This is a genomic window from Cupriavidus sp. BIC8F, from assembly GCF_032465815.1.
GTDB classification, from domain to species: Bacteria; Pseudomonadota; Gammaproteobacteria; order Burkholderiales; family Burkholderiaceae; genus Cupriavidus; species Cupriavidus necator.
This window is the reverse complement of the sequence record NZ_CP136098.1, coordinates 37,331-56,134: the sequence shown is the minus strand read 5'-3', so window position 1 is coordinate 56,134 and position 18,804 is coordinate 37,331. Positions and strand designations below refer to the sequence as shown.

Below are 18,804 nucleotides of genomic sequence, written 5' to 3'. Positions count from 1 at the left end.
AACGAGCCGTTGCGAACAAGGAACGCATGTTGGGGAGTCCCTTGCATGGCCAGCATCGAACGCACCGCCTATCCGCGTTTTCCGCGTACGCTCACGCTCAAGGATCTGCAGACCTCGTTCACCCCGCGGCCGGAGGAAATTGAGTGGGCGCAAGGCTTCGCCCGCACCGCGGAGCGGCGCCTCGCGCTTCTGGTCAACCTGAAGTGCTTCCAGTTCCTGCGCCACTTTCCGGCGGTGGAGGCGGTTCCCCCGGAAGTCATCGAGCACGTGTCGGCCTGCCTGGGCATGGCGCCGGTACGGCAGATCACCTATCCCGCCGCGCATACCGCGCGCTATCGGCATCACAAGGTGATCCGCACCTTGTTGGGCATCAAGCCTTACACCGATGCCCAGACGCGCCTCGTCGCAATCCGACTCACCGAGGAAGCCGCCGGCGTGGTGGACACACGCGTGGACATCATCAACATCACGATCGAGGAACTGGTTCGGCTGGGCTACGAACTGCCTGCCTTCAGGACGCTCGACGAGATCGCGGAGCAGGCCCATGCCATGGCCGAAGCCGCGCTCCATCGCCAGATCGCGCAGCGCCTGTCCGCCGACCAGCGCCAATGGCTCGATCAACTGCTGGAAACCGAGCTGCCGGCGCGGCGCTCGCTCTATCAGCAGATCAAGCGATCCGCAAAGAAGGCGACGCGCAAACACCTCGACCTGGTGCTGGACCAGTTGGAGTGGCTCGAATCGCTGCCTGACAGCGACACGCTACTCGACAGCGTTCCGGCGACCAAACTAAAACACTTGGCCAACATGGCATCCGCCCTCGACGCCGGCGACATGAAGGACTTGCGGCCCGCCAAGCGACACGCACTGATCCTGGCCTTGGTGCGCCAGATGCGCATCGGCGCGCGCGACGACATCGCGGAAATGTTCATCCGCCGCATGGGGGCGATCCACAAGAGTGCCAAGGAAGAACTTGACATCATCCAGGCGCGCCAGCGCGAATTGAGCGAAGAGCTGGTCGCCGCGCTCGAGCTGGTCATCGGCATTCTGGCCGAAGACCTGGACGATGCCCATACCGGACAGCGCGTGCGCGAGCTGCTGGCGCCGCATGGCGATCTGGACAAGCTGCAGGCCGATTGCGAAGCGATCCGCGTCTGGAGCGACGGCAATCACTTGCCTTTGCTGTGGAAGCCTTTCAAATCATGGCGTGCGGCGATGTTCCAGATGGCGAAGGGCTTGCGCTTTGTCGCGGCGACCGAAGACCGCCGACTGCTCAAGGCGTTGGACGTCGTGCTGCAGAACGAGCACCGCAAGACCGATTGGCTCGCCGACGAGGTGGACCTGTCGTTCGCATCCGAGCGCTGGCGCAAGCTGGTGCGCCGCTCGCAGACCTTGGGCAAGCCGACGAATCGGCGCTACCTGGAGGTGTGCGTGTTTTCCCATCTCGCCGGCGATCTGCGCTGCGGCGACGTTTGCATCGAAGGATCGGGTAACTTTGCCGACCTTCGTCAGCAATTGATGCCGTGGGAAGAATGTCAGGCGTTGCTTCAGGACTATTGCGACCGGATCGGCCTGGCGTCCGATGCGCAAGGCTTTGTCAACGACCTCAAGCAGCTGCTGACCCAGACGGCCGAACAGGTCGACAGTGAATTCCCACAGCATGCCGGCGACGTGACGATCAGCCCCAGCGGCGAGCCTACGCTCACGCGTGTCACGGCGCGCGAAGTCCCGCCGTCGGCCATTGCCTTGCAAGCCGCCATCGACAGCCGGCTCGTGCCGCGCAATCTGCTGGACATCCTCGCCAACATCGAGCACTGGACGGGGTTCACCCGCCATTTTGGCCCGCAATCCGGCGACGATCCGAAACTGCGCAACGCGCGCGAACGCTATCTGCTTACCGTCTTTGCCATGGGTTGCAACCTCGGCCCCAACCAGGCGGCGCGGCACTTGTCGAACGGCGTGACGCCACATCAGTTGTCGTACGTGAATCAGCGCCACATGGGCCTCGAGCAGTTGGACAATGCCTGCCGCGACCTGACCGAGCTGTATCTACGCCTTGATTTGCCGAAGCTGTGGGGCGAAGGCAAGAAGGTGGCCGCCGACGGCACTCAGTACGACTTCTACGAGCAGAACCTTCTGGTCGGCATGCATTTCCGCTACCGCCGCATGGGCGCCGTGGCCTACCGGCATGTGGCCGACAATTACATCGCGGTGTTCCGCCACTTCATCCCGCCAGGCGTGCTGGAGGCCATTTACGTCATCGAGGGCTTGCTGAAAGCCGGCTTGAGTGTCCAGGCCGACACCGTCTATTCGGATACGCACGGCCAATCCGAAGCCGTCTTTGCATTCACCTACCTGAACGGCATCCAGTTGATGCCGCGCATCCGCAATTGGAAGGATCTGCGCTTCTACAAGGCGGAGAAGGGCATCCGCTACAAGCACATCGACCGTCTGTTCAGCGATGTCATCGATTGGCAGCTGATCCGCAGCCATTGGAAGGATCTGATGCAGGTGGCGATTTCAATCCAGGCCGGCCGCGTCATGTCGCCGATGCTGCTGCGTAAGCTGAGCCACGAGGGCCGGCACAACCGACTGTTTGCGGCGGCAAGAGAACTCGGTCGCGTGCTGCGCACAGTCTACCTGCTGCGCTGGATCTCGCAGAAGGACATGCGGCAGGAGGTGACGGCGACCACCAACAAGATCGAGTCGTATCACGCCTTCACCAAATGGCTCGATTTCGGCGGCGACGTCATTACCGAAAACGATCCGAACGAGCAGCAGAAGCGCGTGCGCTATATCGATCTGGTGGCCTCGGCCGTGATTCTGCAGAATACGGTCGACATGATGCGGATCATGCAAGACCTTCACGCCGCCGGCGAACCGGTTTCCGCGGCCGATGCCGCCTTCATGAGCCCGTATGGCACGACCGGGGTCAAGCGGTTCGGCAACTACCACCTCGATTTGAAGCGGCCGCCGGAGCCGTGGCTCAAGGAATCCTTGTTCCGCCAAGCCGTGAAACGAGCGCGCGCCGACGCCGGCAATGGTTGAGCAGCAACAACAAATCAGGAGGATTTGATATGAGCGATTCCGACGATACGGTCGAGACGGCCTACGGTCGCCTGGACCGGGCAGCATTGGTGCAAGCACAGCAAACCTATGACACCACGAGCCTACTGCGCATGGTGGACGATCTCGACGCCATGTTGAGCGAAGCCCGCGGCGAAGATGGGCTGCGCGATATGCTGCTGCGCCTGCACGGGATGGCGCATACCGTCATCAACGGCGCGGGGATGACGGTCGCAACCGGCGAGGAAAGTTTGCCGGAATTGGCGTTCGACACGCTATCCGAAGTGCTGCGAATCGTCACGATGCTGCAAGGCTGGCTCCGTCAGATCGAGCCGTTGGAGCAGTTGACGCCACGCAACTAATCGCATAAGAGCGGCGTTCTATATTACTTTTAGTGTTAAGTGTCATTTCCGGCTTTATCCCGGCATGACCCCGGCTCCAGTTGAAAGATATCGACTGGGTCGACGCGGGGATCAACGCAGCCAATAATCACGGTCTTCATTGAAGGCATGATTTTCAGATCTGCTGAAAAGCGATTCTTTGCGAATACTTCGTTTCGTTGATTGAGAGTTTCTAGGAAGCTCATGATGACCTCTGATGTTTGACTTGGGGCGGAGGATTGATTCTATTAAGTATGCAATGTGCTACTCGGCTTTTTTCTCCGAATAAGAAGTACGTTCCGTGCTTATCCGGTTGTCTCCCAAGCCCCCTACCGATAGTATGTTGGGCATCTGTGCCAACCCGGGGCAACCATGGTTATTGACGTGCTTGACCGAGGCGATCTGCCGTTTCCGGGCTCGCTGCCGGAGTTTCAGCGGATGTTTCCAGACGAAGCGGCATGCATGGCCTACCTTGAGCGCGCTCGATGGAGCGATGGGTTCATTTGTGGCCACTGTGGCTTGATTGATGAGCCGTACCGCTTTGCCAATCGCCCCGGCGTTTTCCGTTGTCGCCATTGCACACGCGACACGAGCCTCACTGCTGGCACCGTCATGGAGCGCACGCACACACCGCTGTCGGTTTGGTTCTGGGCGGCGTATCTGGTCGCCAGTCAGACGCCTGGCATGTCGGCCGTTCAGTTCCAGCGCCAACTCGGCCTGTCGCGTTACGAGACCGCCTTCCAGATACTCCACAAGTTGCGCGCCGGCATGGTGCGCCCCGACCAGGATCGGATCGGTGGCAAGCCTGAGGAACACGTCGAGGCCGATGAGGCCTACGTCGGTGGGCGTACTCGCGGCAAAGGCAGGGGCGTGCACGACATGGTTCTTGTGGCCGGCGCTGTCGAGGTTCGGCAACGCAAGCTTGCCGGCAGCCGCAACAAACGCAAGAGCGCACGGTATGCCGGACGAGTTCGGCTCGCTCTGGTTCCTGACCGAAGTGCCCGGTCGCTGGACGGATTCATCGAGCGTACCGTTGCATCCGGCGCAACCATCATCACCGACGACTGGAGCGGTTATGCCAAGCTGGGCGAGCGCGGCTATGGCCATATCGCCATCGCGCAGCGCGGTGACATGCAAGTGGCCGAAACCTTCCTGCCGATCATTCACCTTGTGTTCTCCAATCTCAAGACCTGGCTGCGCGGTATTCATCACGGTGTCAGCCCGCAGCACCTACAAGCCTATCTCAACGAATTCACCTTCCGCTTCAACCGCCGTTTCTATCCCTTCAACGCGTTTCGCTCCCCTGCTCGGCATCGCTGGTGACGTCACCGCGCCGACCTATGCCGAGCTCTATGCCAAAAAATCGCTACCCACTACATCTAGTAGGTCTGGGAGCTAACCGGATAAGCACGGTACGTTCTGCCGAATGGAGAATAGGTGGGTAAAGATCGCTAGCGGAGCGAGGAATGCGGGAATCCAGACAAATGGCCACGCGGCAAAAGCTGTGAACGGCATTCCAGGCCAGTTGAGATGCAGGGGGCCAGGCATCGAGGTTAAGGTTGTTACTATGTAAGCGCGAAATTCTCCGCACATAGCATCAGAAGCGCAGACGGCGCAGGATTGTGTCCACCATTTTTAGTGGACACAAGTCATGGGCCAGATCGATTTGGATTTCTTGCCGCTGCGGGCGATCAACGTCGGCGCCAACGGCAAGCGTAGCTTTGACAAGGGTGACAAGCGGCGGTTGGTTGAAGCTTGCCTGCGGCCAGGGGTATCGGTGGCCAGCATGGCAATCAAGGCCGGGGTGAACGCGAACCAGTTGCGCCGATGGATCGGGCAACACAAGGCGGAACAAAAGGTTGCTGCTGGCACGAGGGACGTCATCGAAAGTGCGCCGGCGGCGTTCGTTCCGGTGGTGGAAATTCACGGTGCCGGCCCGCAGGCCGAGCCCGGGCGGACAACTATGCCTGGGGCAGTGTCGGTGCCTGTGCGTGCGTTGCAACCGCCGGCGCCATTGCCGTCTCGGCTGGTGGCGCAGTTGCCCAACGGCGTGACGGTCGAGCTCCAATGCGGCGGGCAGGACGTCGCGCTGGTGAAGGCGATGATCGAAGCGTTGGGAGCGCGTTGATGTTCAAGCTCGACGCTGACCTGCAGGTCTACCTGCACCGCAATGCGGTGGATTTCCGCCTCGGGATCAATGGATTGGTTGCCCTGGTCGAGCAGTCGATGCAGCTCGATCCGTTTGCCCGTGCCGTCTACGCCTTTCATAACCGCCGGCGCAACCGGATCAAGCTCTTGCTGTGGGATCGCACCGGCTTCTGGCTCCTGATGAAGCGCTTGGAGGAAGACCACTTTGTGTGGCCACGGCGTCAGCAGGCGGTGATCGAGCTGACGACCGAGCAGTTGCACTGGCTGCTGGACGGTATCGACGTAGACGCCGTGCAGCGGCATCCGTCGCGCAAATATCAGCACACAGCTTGATGGTCGTTCGGTGTGACGTATACCCGAATGGGCGGCGGCTGCACTATCGTGTTCAGCATGAACGAACACGACCTCTCCCAATTGCCGCCGGCCGCCCAGGCCTATATCCGCGAACTCGAAGCGCGGGCTGCTGCCAACGCCCAGCACATCGCCGAGCTAAACGAGCGCATCAGGCTCCTTGAGGAACAGTTCCGCCTCGCGCAGTCCAAACGCTTCGCACCAAGCAGCGAGAAGCTCAAGGACCGCGTGTTCGACGAAGCCGAACAAATGGCCGCAGAGTCGGCCGACGACAATGAGGATAACGCGCTCGCGCTTCCGGACACGGGGTTGCCGGAGCCTGACAAGCCTGCAGGCCGCAAACGTGGTCGCAAGCCGCTGCCGGCGGAGTTGCCGCGCCAACGCATCGAATACGACCTGCCCGAGGACCAGAAGATCTGCTCCTGCTGCCAGGGCGCGATGCACCGCATGGGCGAGGAGGTCAGCGAGCAGTTGCACATCGAAGTCAAGGTCTCGGTGCTGCAGCACGTCCGCTTCAAATATGCGTGTCGGCACTGCGAGCGCAACGCCGAACGCACGCCGGTGCTGACTGCGCCGATGCCGGCGCAACCACTTCCAGGCAGCAATGCAAGCGCGGCTATGCTTGCGACGGTGACCACCGGCAAGTACGTGGATGGCACACCACTGTACCGTATGGAAGACGCACTGAGTCGCGCCGGCATTGAAGTTGGCCGCGGCACACTGGCCAACTGGATCATCCGGCCCGCGCAATTGCACTACAGTCGGCTGTACGAGGCGCTACGCCGCACGCTGCTGTCCCAGCCGCTCATCCACGGCGACGAAACGACGGTGCAGGTCCTGAAGGAAGAAGGCAAGACCCCGCAGAGTCAATCGTACATGTGGGTCTATCGCAGTGCCGAAGACAGCGAACAGCCGGTCGTACTGTTCGACTACCAGCCGGGGCGCGCTCAGGAATATCCGCGAGCGTTTCTCGCCGGCTATGAGGGCATGCTGATGACCGATGGTTACAGCGCGTGGCGCACGGTCAATGGCGTCACGCACTTCGGCTGTCTCGCCCATGCCAGGCGAGCGTTTGTCGACGCGCTCAAGGGCCAAAAGAAACCCGGTGGCCGCGCGCAGCACGCGCTCGAGTACTTCAAGGCTCTGTATCAGGTCGAGACGCTCGCCAAGGCAGACCTACCCGAAGGTGAAACGCGCATCGACTACACGTACCGGATGCGTCAGCAGCACAGCGTGCCGTTGCTCGAAGCGTTCAAGGCATGGCTGGACGAGCAGGCGCCGCAGGTACTGCCCGAGAGCCTGCTGGGCAAGGCGATCGCCTACACGCGAAACCAGTGGGAGTACCTGAGCCGCTACGTCACCGACGGGCAAGCGGCCGTGGACAACAACATCATCGAGCGCGACATCAGACCATTCTGTACGGGGAGGAAGTCGTGGATGTTCAGCGACACAGTCGCCGGCGCCAAGGCCAGCGCGATGGTCTATAGCCTGATGCTCACGTGCCGGGCTTGCGGCGTGGAGCCGTATGCCTATCTGCTACACGTGCTGACCGAATTGCCGCAGCGTGCCCCGGACGCGGACGTCACCGACCTGCTGCCGTTCAACTTCGCCAAACGCCAAAGCGCCGCTGCGCCCGCCGCCTGAACGACGACCGGCCGCAACCAAGGCGCTGATCGATCATATACGGCACTCGCCCGTTACACGGTAACGGGCGAGCATTACCGGCTCGCCTTGAAGTAGAGGTCCCATTGCTCTGAATCCGGATCGAGCCGGCGCACGATTGCTTCGTCGGCACGAACTATCAGCCGCTCCAGCATCTGACGCTTCGTTACCGCGTAACGGCGTGCCAGGCGCGCGAGCGCGAGATCCACCTCGCTACTCACCCACATGTCCAGCCGACGTTCTCCGTTGCCGTCCTTGCCCGCTGTCGCGCGTCTTGCCCGATAGGCCGCCTGCCGTTGGGCTGTCGTCTGCGCCATCCTGCACTCCTTAGTTACCCGGTAACGTTTCCATATTGCGTACGTTACCGGGTAACGGCTCGACTCAACAAGGTGTGCTGAAATGAGCGGTTACGTTACTATCGCGTTTGACAGAATGAGAAGACCAAGCAGATTCCACACGATGACCACGCCCGGCTTAGGATTGAGCCGCACGATGGCAAACGCCAGGAGTGGAGCCGTCAGACCAACAAGCACGTCGAAATTACGCCCCTCAAACGTTACCTGCTCTGGCGCCATACCTGAGGCAAAAAGTCCCCAAAAAGCGATCTCAACTCCTACCCGGAAGGTTTGCATTGCGACCGGCCAATGCCTGGGTGTTACATCAAGAAGCCTCTGAAATGTCTTAGCCCTATTAACCAGGATGATTGCTATAAGTGCCAGAAGAGGAATCGCTGGAAGTCGGGGCGGCTTGGCATCCCAGATAGCGAGGGAGCCGCCTTGAGCGATTGCGGCGGTAACAAGCAGCCACGTGCAAAGCGTGATCAAGACACCGGCGACGATGCTCTTACTCTTGTCCTCCGTAAATGCCTGGACCAACGCGCGATTAAGCCAAAATGTCACGCAAGCCAGACAGACAACTGTTACGAGCGTTAGCTCGGCATAGACTAGATGAGTCATTTTGACGCCCCGTTTCAAAGGTTGAATCAGCGTGACATGCCAGTGATTGGGGCATCTCACTACGTCATGCGACGTACTTACATGTCGACCGGCGGAAGTTCCAGCGTGGTGCCGGCGACGTTGTTCAGCAAGTTAGTTACTGTCATCAGGGCCACCTCGGCGATCACTTCCACGATCTTGGAGTCAGTAAGGCCTGCAGCTCTGGCAGTCGCCAGGTCTTCGTCATTTATCTGACCTCGCGTCAGGGCAATCTGGTGCGCCAGCGCAGCGAAGGCATCGAGCTTTCCATCTCTGGCGGCGCGGATTGCTTCGGGTGACATCCCCCCTTTCGCGGCCATCATGGTATGAACACTCATGCAATACCCGCAGCCGTTAACCTGCGATACCGCAAGAGAAACGGTCTCACGCTCCCTGGGACTTAGCGAATTTGTCTCCATGGCTTGATAAAACTGAATATAGCCAGACAAAAACGCAGGAGAATGAGCCATCGTCTTGAAAACGTTCAACAAAGTACCGTAATTGCTTTGAATTTCTTCGAGGACAGGGCGCGAAGCCTCTGGTGCTTGCTCGATGCGAAGTGCGGGGATTTTTGGCATGGTAATTCTCTATGAATTAGGTAAGAATTGGTTCAACCAATAAAGATTGAAATGGACCAAACGCGTTCACAATCCCGCGATTGGCCGAAATTCATCAAGTGGGTAGTGGTCGGTTGAATATTTCCGCTTAACCGTTCACGTCTTCGAGCGTCTCGACACTCGTCTTCACCGGCTGGGTACCGCGTTCGTGGACGTGGGAATGCGGAGTGCGGTCAATCATCAGGCTTAGCAACTCCGGACGGCTGTAGTGGCCACGTGAGTCCATCAGCCGCTTGCGCTTATCAATTTGCCAAAAATCGAGGTCTGCGATGACTTCGCCTTCGCCTGAACGAAGGGGCTCACCCATGAATTCACCTTCCGGCGAAATGATCGCGGTGAAGCAGCCGCTGGAGATCGGTTCAATCGAGCAACCCGTATCCTTCATGATTTGCGCTTGTTGCTCTTCATCCAGCCACGCGGTGGCGTTCACAACAAAGCAGCCAGCTTCAAGCGCATGCTGGCGGATGTTGACGGAGATCTGCTCCGAGAAGAGATCTCCGGCAAACGAACCGGGATACATGGCGGAGTGGATCTGTTCGCCATCAGCCATCAATGCATATCGCGCCAGCGGGTTGTAATGTTCCCAGCAGGCGAGTTGACCGATCCGGCCGACAGCGCTGTCAACCGCGCGCAATCCCGAGCCATCGCCAGAGCCCCAGACCATGCGCTCATGATAGGTAGGGGAGATTTTGCGGCGACGTTGAATCAGCGTGCCGTCTGCATCAAACAGCAACTGCGTGTTATAGATGGTCCCGCCATCACGCTCATTGACACCGATGGACACCACCATCTTGGCTTGTCGGGCGGCCTCACCGATAGCTTGCGTCGTTTCCGATGGGACAGTTACCGCCTGCTCAAGAAGCTTGTAGTGCTGTGCACCCATTTGGTAGGGCGATTCAACAAAAGAAAAGTAGGGATAGTAGGGAACAACGGTTTCCGGGAACGTGGCGAATTGAACGCCTTTCTTGCCGAGTTCGATAATCTTCCTTACGACCTTGTCAACGGTAGCCTCACGGCTGTAAAGGACTGGAGCGATCTGAACAGCGGCAGCTTTGATGATAGTCATGGAATTTACTTAAATGAGTGAAAAAAATAAGTACAAATAAATTTATAAATAATCTGACCAATACCGGAGTGGTAAATGTACTGTGACAGCCTTGACGCGCTGCTCTACTTGTAATCGACACACGAACTACATTTTCAATGGTGTATATACAACAATGGCGATAAAAAAAGACGCCATCCTTACGACTGCGACGTCAACTACATGACATCAATCAGGCACTGACCAGATGGTCGCCGCTGCTTCACGGAGTCCTCGAGCACCTTCAGCGCCCAATAGCTCACAAGCTTGTTTCTGAGCAGCTCGCCAATCCGGCAACGCCGCTTCGATCTTCAATTGACCTTCCGACGAGAGGACTACTTCACGTACACCCTTCGCATCGGACGACACGGTCGCTACCAAATTCTTTGCCATTAGCAAGTCCAGATTTCGAGAGACCGTAGAGCGTTCCAACTGCAGAACGTCGCCGAGTTTACGCGGAGCACACGGACCGATTTCGCCCAACGCCGCGAGCATAGTCAACTGAGCAATCGTTATGTCATGCGCTGCAAGAGCCTCGTCGTGGAGCGAAGATACCGTCCGTGCAATCACCCGTGCACGCACAGCCAGGCAATGGTGAATAATTTCTCGAGTTGGGGTCAGCGGTTTCATGAGTCTATTGTTGTATCTACAACATACGATGTCAAGAAGTTTTTGGGGATGTCGAACAAAAGTGCTCAAAAATTCGCTCTTGGTGATTCGGCCTGCCTTGCCTGTCACGCCGAGCCACGCCGGCTCCGTGGAGTGTGAGGTTGGGCACAAAAAGGGGGGTAGGCAGGCAATGGCGACTTCAGCCTGGAGACGGTCATTGGGACTCCGCCTGATATAAGGCCGCTTCTGGCCGATTGGGTGAGGTCGCCAACGGCCGCTTATTGGCACTCCAGTTCGCAAACCTGAATTTGGCCGACTGACCGGTTTGGAGAAAGTTATCTGACCGGTGTGGGTCGGGCTGCGTCCGTCCGCTCTTCAAACTCATCGCTCGAAAGCGGTCAGTGGAATTCGGCTGCCCGGAAGCGGCCACTCGGCAGTGCGTACCCCCGACCCTGAAGAGCCGCTCGCCTTTACCCATAACGGACATCAGGGGCTCGCACTTGACGGCCGACTCCAGTAGGGCCGTCGAAAGCCTCAAAAGTGGCGGCAGCACGACGGTAGGCATCGAAACAAAAAATAGAGATGCGAAAAGCTCGCGCAGACCGTGGCTCTTTGGCCTCGCATGCTGCCTGACTCCGTAGCCCCGGCGTTCCACGTCATCTGCTCCTTGCGCTGCGTCTGTGCGGGTCCGAACATTACGGGCCTGCAACGATGCTCTAGATCGCCTAGCCTAATCTCCATTGCGGGCTGCCAATTTAATAGGTGCATCGACAATCGACAGGAGAAAAACGATGGCGATTGCTCAATACCAAATTACGCAAAGGCAAACGGAATCCGGCTTGCCGTTGTCTGTTATGACGATTCGACTCGAGTATGAAGTTCTAATTGGTCCCCAGCGCCTGCTCGAATTACGAGAGGAAGTCAGAAAATACGCGAACCGCGACGGCGAGGTGGAAGCGCGGCTTGATGATGAATCCTATCAACAGTGGCTTCGGGAGTTGGATCGCGTACGGCTTCTCCAAAATTCCATGGACGGCGTGAAGCCATACGTTCTATTTAATCTAGTCACACCCTGGTCGTCAATTCCTAAAGCTGGCCTAGAAACGATTCTAACGAACTTCTCGATTTCGACAGAAAGCAAGCTGAACGTATACATCGGCGGTGACGTGCCGAACTGCGAAGTGGTCATCAACTGGGGTGCATTTAGCGCAAAAATACCTGTTTCTAGGTCGGAGTTGCAGTCTGCATCGACTCAGCTTCACGACCTCGAAACGAAAATGAAAGCATATGCATCATCAGGGCCAAAAACTGTCAAAGAAGTCGTCGAGGCAATAAAATCGAGCGCAGAAATATCAGCCGGGTTAGGGAAATGTGCTCATGAAATTGTGGCCGCGGCAGAAGTCGGAATCGCAACAGATGGAGTAGGTCTGGCGCTATTCGCTGTCGAAATTGCGTCCACATGTGGCGCCGCCGTTGCCGGCATAGTTGACCTGTACAAGGCTGCAGACGAACGTGACGCCCAGGCACGGGAAGCCGCCGTAGAGAAGGCAATGCGTGCGCGCGAGCCGAAGGAGATCCAAGATGGGATTAAGCTTGGCGAGGCGCTTGATCGCGGGGAGCGAGCAGGGAGAACAGCCTGACAGCGTGAGCAAGTAGAGGAAGCGCGCCGGCTAATTTTCCAGACATTAACAAAGGGCGGTTTCAAGTGCGAAGTGCAACACCGCTCAGTTTATTGAACAGGAAGCCGGTCCGTGGGGTTAGCCAGGACCTGAGCGAGGACTTGTAACGGGGAGTGCCAGTTCAGGGTCTTGCGCGGGCGGCCGTTGAGGCTGTCGGCGATGGCGTCAAGTTCCTCTTGCGAATAGACGGACAGGTCAGTGCCCTTGGGCAAGTACTGGCGCAGCAGACCATTGGTGTTCTCGCAGGTGCCGCGCTGCCAAGGACTATGCGGATCGCAGAAGTACACGCGCACGCCAGTGGCGGCGCTCAGCTCTGCGTGCCGGGCCATCTCTCGGCCCTGATCGTAGGTCAGGGTCTGGCGCAGCGGCGCCACCAGAGATTGCAGCTTGGCCGTGAAGCTCGCCAAGGCCGAAGCAGCAGTAGCATCGGGCATCTTGACCAGCAGGACGGCGCGGCTCATGCGCTCGACCAGTACGCCTACGGCGGATTGGTTGCCCGCACCCTTGATGAGGTCGCCCTCCCAGTGCCCGGGCATCAGCCTGTCGTTCACCTCGGGCGGGCGCACGTGGATGCTGACCATGTCGGGAATCTGGCCGCGCCGGTCGGTTCCGCGCGAGCGCGGCAGACGCTTGGTTCGGGCCTGTCGCAGACACGCGATGAGCTGGCGGCGCAGCTCGCCCCGTGGGTATGCGTAGATGGCGTTGTAGATGGTCTCGTGGGACACGTTGAGGTCAGGGTGGTCGGGAAAGGCCCGCTTGAGCGTAGCGGAGATTTCCTGGGGCGACCACTTCTGATCGAGGAAGTGGCGTACCACGCCCCACAGTACGCCATCAGGAGCGAGCTTGGCGATTGGGCGGCTGGCCTTGAGGCGTTGCGTACGGCAGGCTTGCGCACTCATCGCGCTATAGCCGCCACGGGCAGGGGCATTTCGGCGAAGCTCTCGCACCAGTGTCGAAGGCGCGCGGCCAAGCCTGCGAGCCATGGCTCGCAGGCTGACATCTTCCGCCTTCCAAATCTCGATGCGCATCCGTTCTTCGGGTTGTAGTTGTTGGTACTTCGTGCTTGTCATTCACCACACCTTACCGAATGGCAGGGTGTTGCACTTCAGATTTGAGGCCGCCTATTCTATTTTTGCGTTAGCGATTATGAGTTTCTCTGGAGGCCACCGAGCGTCGTGAGATTTAACAGGACAATGCGTCCGATCATGATCGACGCGTATCAATACGACCTGTCGGTTTCTGAGATTTTTTGACTGCCCTGCTGTCGGCTGTGCCGGTTCATTCACAAAACACCGATACATTCATTGACGAGAGATGCGATGGATGACCAACCAATCAATGAACGCGAGCGGCGCATCCCCGAGAAGGTCGCGGTAATTGCCGTCCATGGCGTTGGCGCACCGAAGTTTGGCGAAACGGCCAGGCGGTTGGTCACTCTGCTCCAACGTCACGGATGCCAACCCAACGCCAATGACAGCTATAGCACGTTCGACGAGACCGTCGTAGAAATTCCCGTTAGGCGCCGGCATCTGGGCGGAACCCCGAACGCGTCGCCTACGGTGGACGTTGAGTTCTCGCTTAAGGCGATCGACAGGCTGGACAAATGCGACGCCTTGGCGCATTACCGCACCATCAGACTCGCCGGTACGCGTACCGCGCAAAATGGTACGAAGACCGCGATAGACATGTTTGAGATGAGGTGGGCAGACTTATCGAGCGGGCCGCGAGTCTGGAGCAGGTTCGTCGTCGAGTTGTACCAAGTGTTCTTTCACCTCGCGTCGTTGGGTCGCAAGACGGCCATCTCCGCCGCAGAATCGTCCGAGTGCGAACGTTCACGCGTGTTACGTTGGTCCGCTACTGCGCACCGGTGCGTGGAATGTCTGCTGCCGACCGCGATCCCCATCGCCAATCTGTTTTTTCTGGCCCCCGCGCTTGCGCTGATCGTACTGTGGATTCCGGCAAGCCTTGCACCATGGATTGCGCCGGCGCTGGGCGCCGTGGTCATGCTTGCGATCGGGCTATGGATCTCGTTCTCCGCGCGTGCAGCGCCAGCAATGATGCTGGTGCTCCCAGTTGCAGGTGCGGTAGGTGTGGCCATTTTCAGAGTGCGAGAGTCGGCGGTCGGTCTCGGGTACGCCGCAATGGGGCTTGGCATATGGTTCGCCTGGGTGGCCAGCCGATGGTTGTTGTTCCGCTACAGCGATCGTGTCAGAAGTCGCGCGGCCAGTGCCGGTCTCCTAGCAACCGTGTTCCTCTTCGGCGTCGCAGCATTTCAGCCTGATGCAAGTCCGGCAGAGGAAGCAGGCATGATTGGCGTTGCGATGTGGATGGCGGCGGCGATCTTTCTTGTGCTCCAGATGTTTTGGCTGCTGCTGTTCTTACTACTGGCAGCCATCTGCGTCCTGTCGCTGGCAGGAGGTGTCGTAAGGCTTGGCGCGCGGGAGATGCGGGCTTTGCGCACTGGTCGACTCGGTGTATTGACCTCAACAACCCTTTTTTTCCTGACCACGGTGCTTCTGTGGGCCTCCGTTCTTGCGCAGATCCTCGACAAAGACCGCATCAGCAAAGTTATCGACTTCAAACATAATTTCCCGCTACTTCTCTATGTTCCATCCCCGGCCGTATGTCATCCAGGCTGTAGTGTGAACCTGTACACATTCATTGAAACGCTTTATGCGGCAACGGTGGGAATGCATGCCAACCTGTTTCTCGTGTTGATAGGTATTACGTTGTTGCTGGCGGCGAGCAGTGTGATGCCGAGCGCCTGGTTCGAGACAAAGCCGCCCCGGGCAAATCAAGCTGGTCAGCCTCTCGAAGGTCGATTGAGGTATTGGCTGGACAGCGCTGGGGCGATGCTATGGCCGGCAGAGATAGTTTTGGTGATATCGATTGTTGCCCTTGCAAGCGGATATCCGTACATGTTGGGCGCGCCCGCGGACAGGGATTGGCTGAGGAGTGCGGGAGTGCTCCTGGCTGCGGCAGTGCCAGTTAGCATTCTGCTCAGAGCACGCTTGCCCAAGGCGGCCGCCGCGATCCTGGACATCGCGCTGGACGTCAGCAACTGGCTCAAGGAGCGTCCCTTCGCCAGCAATCCGCGCGGAAGAATCATGTGCAGGTATATCGCGCTACTTAAGGAGATCAACAAGGAACGTGCGTATGACAGAATCGTGATTGTCGCGCACAGCCAGGGCACGATCATCAGCGCTGATTTGTTCCGAATGCTGCAACAGACGCGACAGTGGCCGTTCCCGACCGGCCAAATGCCGCGGATCGATCTTCTCACCGCCGGATGTCCGCTCAGGCAACTCTATCTATCGCGATTCCCGATCTGGTATGGGTGGGCGGCGGATGCCGACTACCAGTCGCTCGGCGTTAGCCGCTGGATCAACGTATATCGTACGGGTGACTATGTTGGCAGGGATCTATGGACTGCCGCGGCGACATCCTTGAGTAAAAATTGTACGACCGCTGACATATCGATCGGAGGAGGGGCGCACACGCATTACTTTGACGAGACAGCGCCGGAAGTCGGTCGGATCATCGACTGGATGATTTCAACGTGACTTCGCCAGGGCTTGGTGAGCCCCGCCTAACGTCGGGCACGAGAGAATAGTCCCTCTCGCCTCAATGCCGTACGCCGCAGTCGCTGGCCGGCGACGCCGAGGCACGGAAGTTTCGTCCCATTTTCCGGAGCAAGCCGAAGGCTCCAGGTGGGCAAGTTCGACCCAATGCGATTGGACGCTGAACCGCACCGTGCTGTTTATCGCCGATGAGCGATCTCTACCACGTCTGTGGGATGGCGCAATGGAGTTGCGTTCATACGATAGTTGATACAACTTGGGGAGAGGGAAATGAAACGTATCGTTATCTGGACGGCGAGTCTTGTGCTTGCAGGCGCTTGCAGCCTTGCCACGGCGGCAGACGAGCTGAGACAGACTCGCGTTGCATGGCTGCCATCTTGCCCAAGTGATCCGCAGCCTGTCATCGATGCCAGAAAGAATCGAGTTGCCTTGCTGGGTCTGCTGGTCGCTGCCGTGGCTCCCAAACTGATCGAGGGCGCTGTCGATACCGCCGCGGAGGCATTGAAGGCCGCAGGGCAAACAAAGACCTTCGTCACCACGGCAAAATCGGCAACTGACTTCTACTCGGTCAGTCAGGACGCGGACTTGGCAGTCGAGGTCAATTGCCTGGTGATTGTCCGCGGCGTCTTCGACGAAACAAAGTCAAGTACTCCGCAGTGGGCCCAGAATAGTGATGAATTCAAGGGGTTGCAGAGCGCCAACTTCCAGGTAGAAGCCAAGCTGAAGCCGCTTCGGGGCCTCAAGTACTTCCAGCTCGTGCCCCAATACCTGAAGGTCGGCGAGTTCGATGAACATTCGGTGTTCAGCCGGAAGGATCGGGACTATGTTGCAGCGGTGACCTTCACCGTGCCCGGTGCGGCGCAACCTTTCGGTTCTGCAGAGATGACGTTCAAGGATGTGGTTCGGGATACTGAGCTGAAGGGGGAGGATTGGCGGTTGCGGAGTGCGGCCACCTTGCCCATCGCATTCCCTACCGAGTCGGCCGATGCGACCAAGGCCAAGGAGAAACGCGAGGCGGAAGTGGCTCCCTACCTTCTGGCCCTGGATATTCTCTCCGAACCGACGCCGAAGCCATTCGGAAAAGCCCCCGACCTCTACGAGGACCCAGACGTCAGCCGGAAGGCAAAGACGATGTGCGATGCGATCGAAGGGCAGAACCGGCATCTAGGCAAAGAGCACCAGGTGTATGACTACCGCTGCACGTATCCGCTGGCGAAAGTCAGGGAGGATCTGGAGACCGCGCTTGAGGAACGAAATCGCAATGACCCGCGAAAGGAATGGGCCAAGCGTGTGTGCACTTATGTGCCGGCGGATCCCGCCAAAAAGACCGCGGCCGATTGCAGCAATCGACCGACGGCGACTGACGTCGCCGCCAAGACCTTTACCTACTTCACCACGCAGTTAACACTGAGCGAGACTCGCGAAGGCAGCAAGTTCGCGCTCTATCTTGGCAATGCCTTGAGCTCCTCAAAGGCCGATGTAAGCGCGGCATTGCAGGCGAAGCTCCTGCCCAAGACACAGGCGGAGAAGGACAGCGAAGCGACGACGGCGCGCGCAGCCCGCACCGGGGTGCTCGTTGCGGATCTGGAAGTGACGAAGGCCGAAGCCGGGTTAGCGGATGCGCTCTTGCAGGATCCCGCCGTGCAGGTCGACATCGCGGATGCGCGGATTAAGCTTCTGAAGGCGAAGATCGCAGCGAACGATGCCCACCGCAAGGCCGGGATGTCGGTACCGTATCCGGAGATCGACTGATGTGCGCCGTGACGGCTCAAAGCCGAGCAGGTGTGCAAGTGCTGATGGCGACGGCGTTACTCATGTCGGCGAGCTGGAGCCGCGCGGCGGAACCGCTGGGCGTCCCAAGGCCCTTGTCTACCCGAGAGATCGAGGTGATCGGTGGCCGCATCGTCAGTTCAGGGGAGTCCCCTTGGCAAGTTGCCTTAGTGTCGTCAATCGGTACCAACCACGTAGAGGGTGTGTTCTGCGGTGGCACTCTGATTGATTCCCAGTGGGTACTGACCGCAGGGCATTGCCTCTACGACCCCAAAAACTGCGTCCAGCTCACCCGCCAAGCGTTCTTTGTTGCCTATGGCAGCACTGATCTCGGAAAGAAGGTTTCTCTCATGGCTCCTGCGGAGCTTCGCCCCGGGAAGGGCTACAGTTGCGGAAGCAAGAGCAACGATATCGCGTTGATCGGGCTGAGGGAGCCCGTTTCGATGAGCGCCTTCGTCCAGCTTCCATCGCCCGCGCAGGCAGCGACACTGGTGGTGCCGGGCGCGCGATTCATGACCACTGGATGGGGGCTCACGGAGGCCAATGGTTGGAAGTCCCGTGAGCTGTTGGCGGTTGAAGTGCCAGTGATCCAGTACGACGCTTGCAAGGCCCACTACGGCTCAGTGCTCCCTGCGAAAGCGATCTGCGCAGGCGAAGTTGGTAAAGATGCCTGTACTGGCGACAGCGGAGGTCCTCTATACCAGCGCATGACAGATGGTCGAGCGGTCCAGCTTGGCATCGTGAGCTTCGGGGACAGCTGCGGGAAGGCCACGTCGCCAGGTGTGTACACGCCGGTGGCCGAATACCTTGCATGGATCGAAGAGGTTCGAAAACCAAAACCATGTACCGCGCAGGATATCGCCAACCGCATTTGCTGAGCCTTGTT

At 58.8% G+C, this 18,804-nt stretch carries 16 protein-coding genes and 1 pseudogene; 10 read left to right on the top strand and 7 right to left on the bottom strand.

Annotated elements, in window-relative coordinates:
• Positions 1–45 precede the first annotated feature (45 nt).
• Together RS901_RS38145 and tnpC (RS901_RS38140) are read left to right on the top strand one after the other, a co-directional pair.
• A complete protein-coding gene (locus tag RS901_RS38145; protein ID WP_316149749.1) occupies positions 46–3,045 on the top strand; it encodes a Tn3 family transposase in 3,000 nt (999 codons plus the stop codon).
• Positions 3,046–3,074: 29 nt separating this feature from the next.
• Positions 3,075–3,425 (top strand): Tn3 family transposase post-transcriptional regulator TnpC, encoded by a 351-nt coding sequence (gene tnpC, locus RS901_RS38140; RefSeq protein ID WP_316149748.1) that lies wholly within the window; start codon positions 3,075–3,077, stop codon positions 3,423–3,425.
• 35 nt (positions 3,426–3,460) lie between these two features.
• Here tnpC (RS901_RS38140) and RS901_RS38135 read toward each other — a convergent pair whose 3' ends face one another.
• Complete coding sequence (locus tag RS901_RS38135) at positions 3,461–3,649, bottom strand: hypothetical protein (RefSeq protein WP_316157967.1); 189 nt, start codon at positions 3,647–3,649, stop codon at positions 3,461–3,463.
• Between the two features lie 166 nt (positions 3,650–3,815).
• Between RS901_RS38135 and RS901_RS38130 the strand changes: the two are divergent.
• The 4 genes and pseudogenes from RS901_RS38130 to tnpC (RS901_RS38115) all read left to right on the top strand — a co-directional run bounded on the left by RS901_RS38130 (position 3,816) and on the right by tnpC (RS901_RS38115) (position 7,586).
• Positions 3,816–4,842, top strand: a pseudogene (locus RS901_RS38130) (IS1595 family transposase).
• Positions 4,843–5,094: 252 nt separating this feature from the next.
• On the top strand, positions 5,095–5,571 hold the full coding sequence (gene tnpA / locus RS901_RS38125) for an IS66-like element accessory protein TnpA (RefSeq protein ID WP_316151030.1): 477 nt from the start codon (positions 5,095–5,097) through the stop codon (positions 5,569–5,571).
• A complete protein-coding gene (tnpB, locus tag RS901_RS38120) occupies positions 5,571–5,924 on the top strand; it encodes an IS66 family insertion sequence element accessory protein TnpB (protein WP_316151029.1) in 354 nt (117 codons plus the stop codon). The genes tnpA and tnpB overlap by 1 nt, the downstream gene beginning before the upstream one ends.
• A 57-nt stretch (positions 5,925–5,981) precedes the next feature.
• Positions 5,982–7,586 carry an IS66 family transposase gene (gene tnpC, locus RS901_RS38115; RefSeq protein WP_316151028.1) on the top strand — a complete coding sequence of 535 codons (1,605 nt, stop codon included), beginning with the start codon at positions 5,982–5,984 and terminating at the stop codon, positions 7,584–7,586.
• Between the two features lie 74 nt (positions 7,587–7,660).
• Here the strand turns inward: tnpC (RS901_RS38115) and RS901_RS38110 are convergent, their stop codons facing one another.
• From RS901_RS38110 to RS901_RS38090, 5 genes are all read right to left on the bottom strand, one after another.
• The gene (locus RS901_RS38110; RefSeq protein WP_316151027.1) at positions 7,661–7,921 is read right to left on the bottom strand and encodes a hypothetical protein; all 261 of its coding nucleotides are present in this window, start codon (positions 7,919–7,921) and stop codon (positions 7,661–7,663) included.
• Positions 7,922–8,011: 90 nt separating this feature from the next.
• Positions 8,012–8,560: a hypothetical protein gene (locus tag RS901_RS38105; protein ID WP_316157966.1), complete on the bottom strand. Its 549-nt coding sequence runs from the start codon at positions 8,558–8,560 to the stop codon at positions 8,012–8,014.
• Between the two features lie 77 nt (positions 8,561–8,637).
• Positions 8,638–9,156 (bottom strand): peroxidase-related enzyme, encoded by a 519-nt coding sequence (locus RS901_RS38100; protein ID WP_316157965.1) that lies wholly within the window; start codon positions 9,154–9,156, stop codon positions 8,638–8,640.
• A gap of 127 nt (positions 9,157–9,283) precedes the next feature.
• Positions 9,284–10,261: a nitrilase-related carbon-nitrogen hydrolase gene (locus RS901_RS38095; RefSeq protein ID WP_316157964.1), complete on the bottom strand. Its 978-nt coding sequence runs from the start codon at positions 10,259–10,261 to the stop codon at positions 9,284–9,286.
• 207 nt (positions 10,262–10,468) lie between these two features.
• Complete coding sequence (locus tag RS901_RS38090) at positions 10,469–10,909, bottom strand: MarR family winged helix-turn-helix transcriptional regulator (RefSeq protein WP_316157963.1); 441 nt, start codon at positions 10,907–10,909, stop codon at positions 10,469–10,471.
• Positions 10,910–11,679: 770 nt separating this feature from the next.
• Between RS901_RS38090 and RS901_RS38085 the strand changes: the two genes are divergently transcribed.
• Complete coding sequence (locus RS901_RS38085) at positions 11,680–12,528, top strand: hypothetical protein (protein ID WP_316157962.1); 849 nt, start codon at positions 11,680–11,682, stop codon at positions 12,526–12,528.
• 89 nt (positions 12,529–12,617) lie between these two features.
• Here RS901_RS38085 and RS901_RS38080 read toward each other — a convergent pair whose 3' ends face one another.
• Positions 12,618–13,637, bottom strand: coding sequence for an IS30 family transposase (locus tag RS901_RS38080; RefSeq protein WP_316157961.1), 1,020 nt, complete (start codon positions 13,635–13,637; stop codon positions 12,618–12,620).
• 249 nt (positions 13,638–13,886) lie between these two features.
• On the opposite strand from RS901_RS38080, the gene RS901_RS38075 reads away from it, so the two are divergent.
• From RS901_RS38075 to RS901_RS38065, 3 genes are all read left to right on the top strand, one after another.
• Complete coding sequence (locus RS901_RS38075; RefSeq protein WP_316157960.1) at positions 13,887–16,130, top strand: hypothetical protein; 2,244 nt, start codon at positions 13,887–13,889, stop codon at positions 16,128–16,130.
• A gap of 288 nt (positions 16,131–16,418) precedes the next feature.
• Positions 16,419–17,900 carry a hypothetical protein gene (locus RS901_RS38070; protein WP_316157959.1) on the top strand — a complete coding sequence of 494 codons (1,482 nt, stop codon included), beginning with the start codon at positions 16,419–16,421 and terminating at the stop codon, positions 17,898–17,900.
• Positions 17,900–18,796, top strand: coding sequence for a serine protease (locus RS901_RS38065; protein ID WP_316157958.1), 897 nt, complete (start codon positions 17,900–17,902; stop codon positions 18,794–18,796). Before RS901_RS38070 ends, RS901_RS38065 begins: the two co-directional genes overlap by 1 nt.
• Positions 18,797–18,804: the final 8 nt, after the last annotated feature.

What these genes read in the sequence shown, in the direction of transcription:
- tnpC (WP_316149748.1), top strand. Translation starts at nt 3,075, where the DNA reads ATGAGCGATTCCGACGATACGGTCGAGACGGCCTACGGTCGCCTGGAC.
- tnpA (WP_316151030.1), top strand. Translation starts at nt 5,095, where the DNA reads ATGGGCCAGATCGATTTGGATTTCTTGCCGCTGCGGGCGATCAACGTC.
- RS901_RS38135 (WP_316157967.1), bottom strand. Translation starts at nt 3,649, where the DNA reads ATGAGCTTCCTAGAAACTCTCAATCAACGAAACGAAGTATTCGCAAAG.
- tnpC (WP_316151028.1), top strand. Translation starts at nt 5,982, where the DNA reads ATGAACGAACACGACCTCTCCCAATTGCCGCCGGCCGCCCAGGCCTAT.
- RS901_RS38090 (WP_316157963.1), bottom strand. Translation starts at nt 10,909, where the DNA reads ATGAAACCGCTGACCCCAACTCGAGAAATTATTCACCATTGCCTGGCT.
- RS901_RS38065 (WP_316157958.1), top strand. Translation starts at nt 17,900, where the DNA reads ATGTGCGCCGTGACGGCTCAAAGCCGAGCAGGTGTGCAAGTGCTGATG.
- RS901_RS38080 (WP_316157961.1), bottom strand. Translation starts at nt 13,637, where the DNA reads ATGACAAGCACGAAGTACCAACAACTACAACCCGAAGAACGGATGCGC.
- tnpB (WP_316151029.1), top strand. Translation starts at nt 5,571, where the DNA reads ATGTTCAAGCTCGACGCTGACCTGCAGGTCTACCTGCACCGCAATGCG.
- RS901_RS38085 (WP_316157962.1), top strand. Translation starts at nt 11,680, where the DNA reads ATGGCGATTGCTCAATACCAAATTACGCAAAGGCAAACGGAATCCGGC.
- RS901_RS38095 (WP_316157964.1), bottom strand. Translation starts at nt 10,261, where the DNA reads ATGACTATCATCAAAGCTGCCGCTGTTCAGATCGCTCCAGTCCTTTAC.
- RS901_RS38070 (WP_316157959.1), top strand. Translation starts at nt 16,419, where the DNA reads ATGAAACGTATCGTTATCTGGACGGCGAGTCTTGTGCTTGCAGGCGCT.
- RS901_RS38110 (WP_316151027.1), bottom strand. Translation starts at nt 7,921, where the DNA reads ATGGCGCAGACGACAGCCCAACGGCAGGCGGCCTATCGGGCAAGACGC.
- RS901_RS38075 (WP_316157960.1), top strand. Translation starts at nt 13,887, where the DNA reads ATGGATGACCAACCAATCAATGAACGCGAGCGGCGCATCCCCGAGAAG.
- RS901_RS38100 (WP_316157965.1), bottom strand. Translation starts at nt 9,156, where the DNA reads ATGCCAAAAATCCCCGCACTTCGCATCGAGCAAGCACCAGAGGCTTCG.
- RS901_RS38105 (WP_316157966.1), bottom strand. Translation starts at nt 8,560, where the DNA reads ATGACTCATCTAGTCTATGCCGAGCTAACGCTCGTAACAGTTGTCTGT.
- RS901_RS38145 (WP_316149749.1), top strand. Translation starts at nt 46, where the DNA reads ATGGCCAGCATCGAACGCACCGCCTATCCGCGTTTTCCGCGTACGCTC.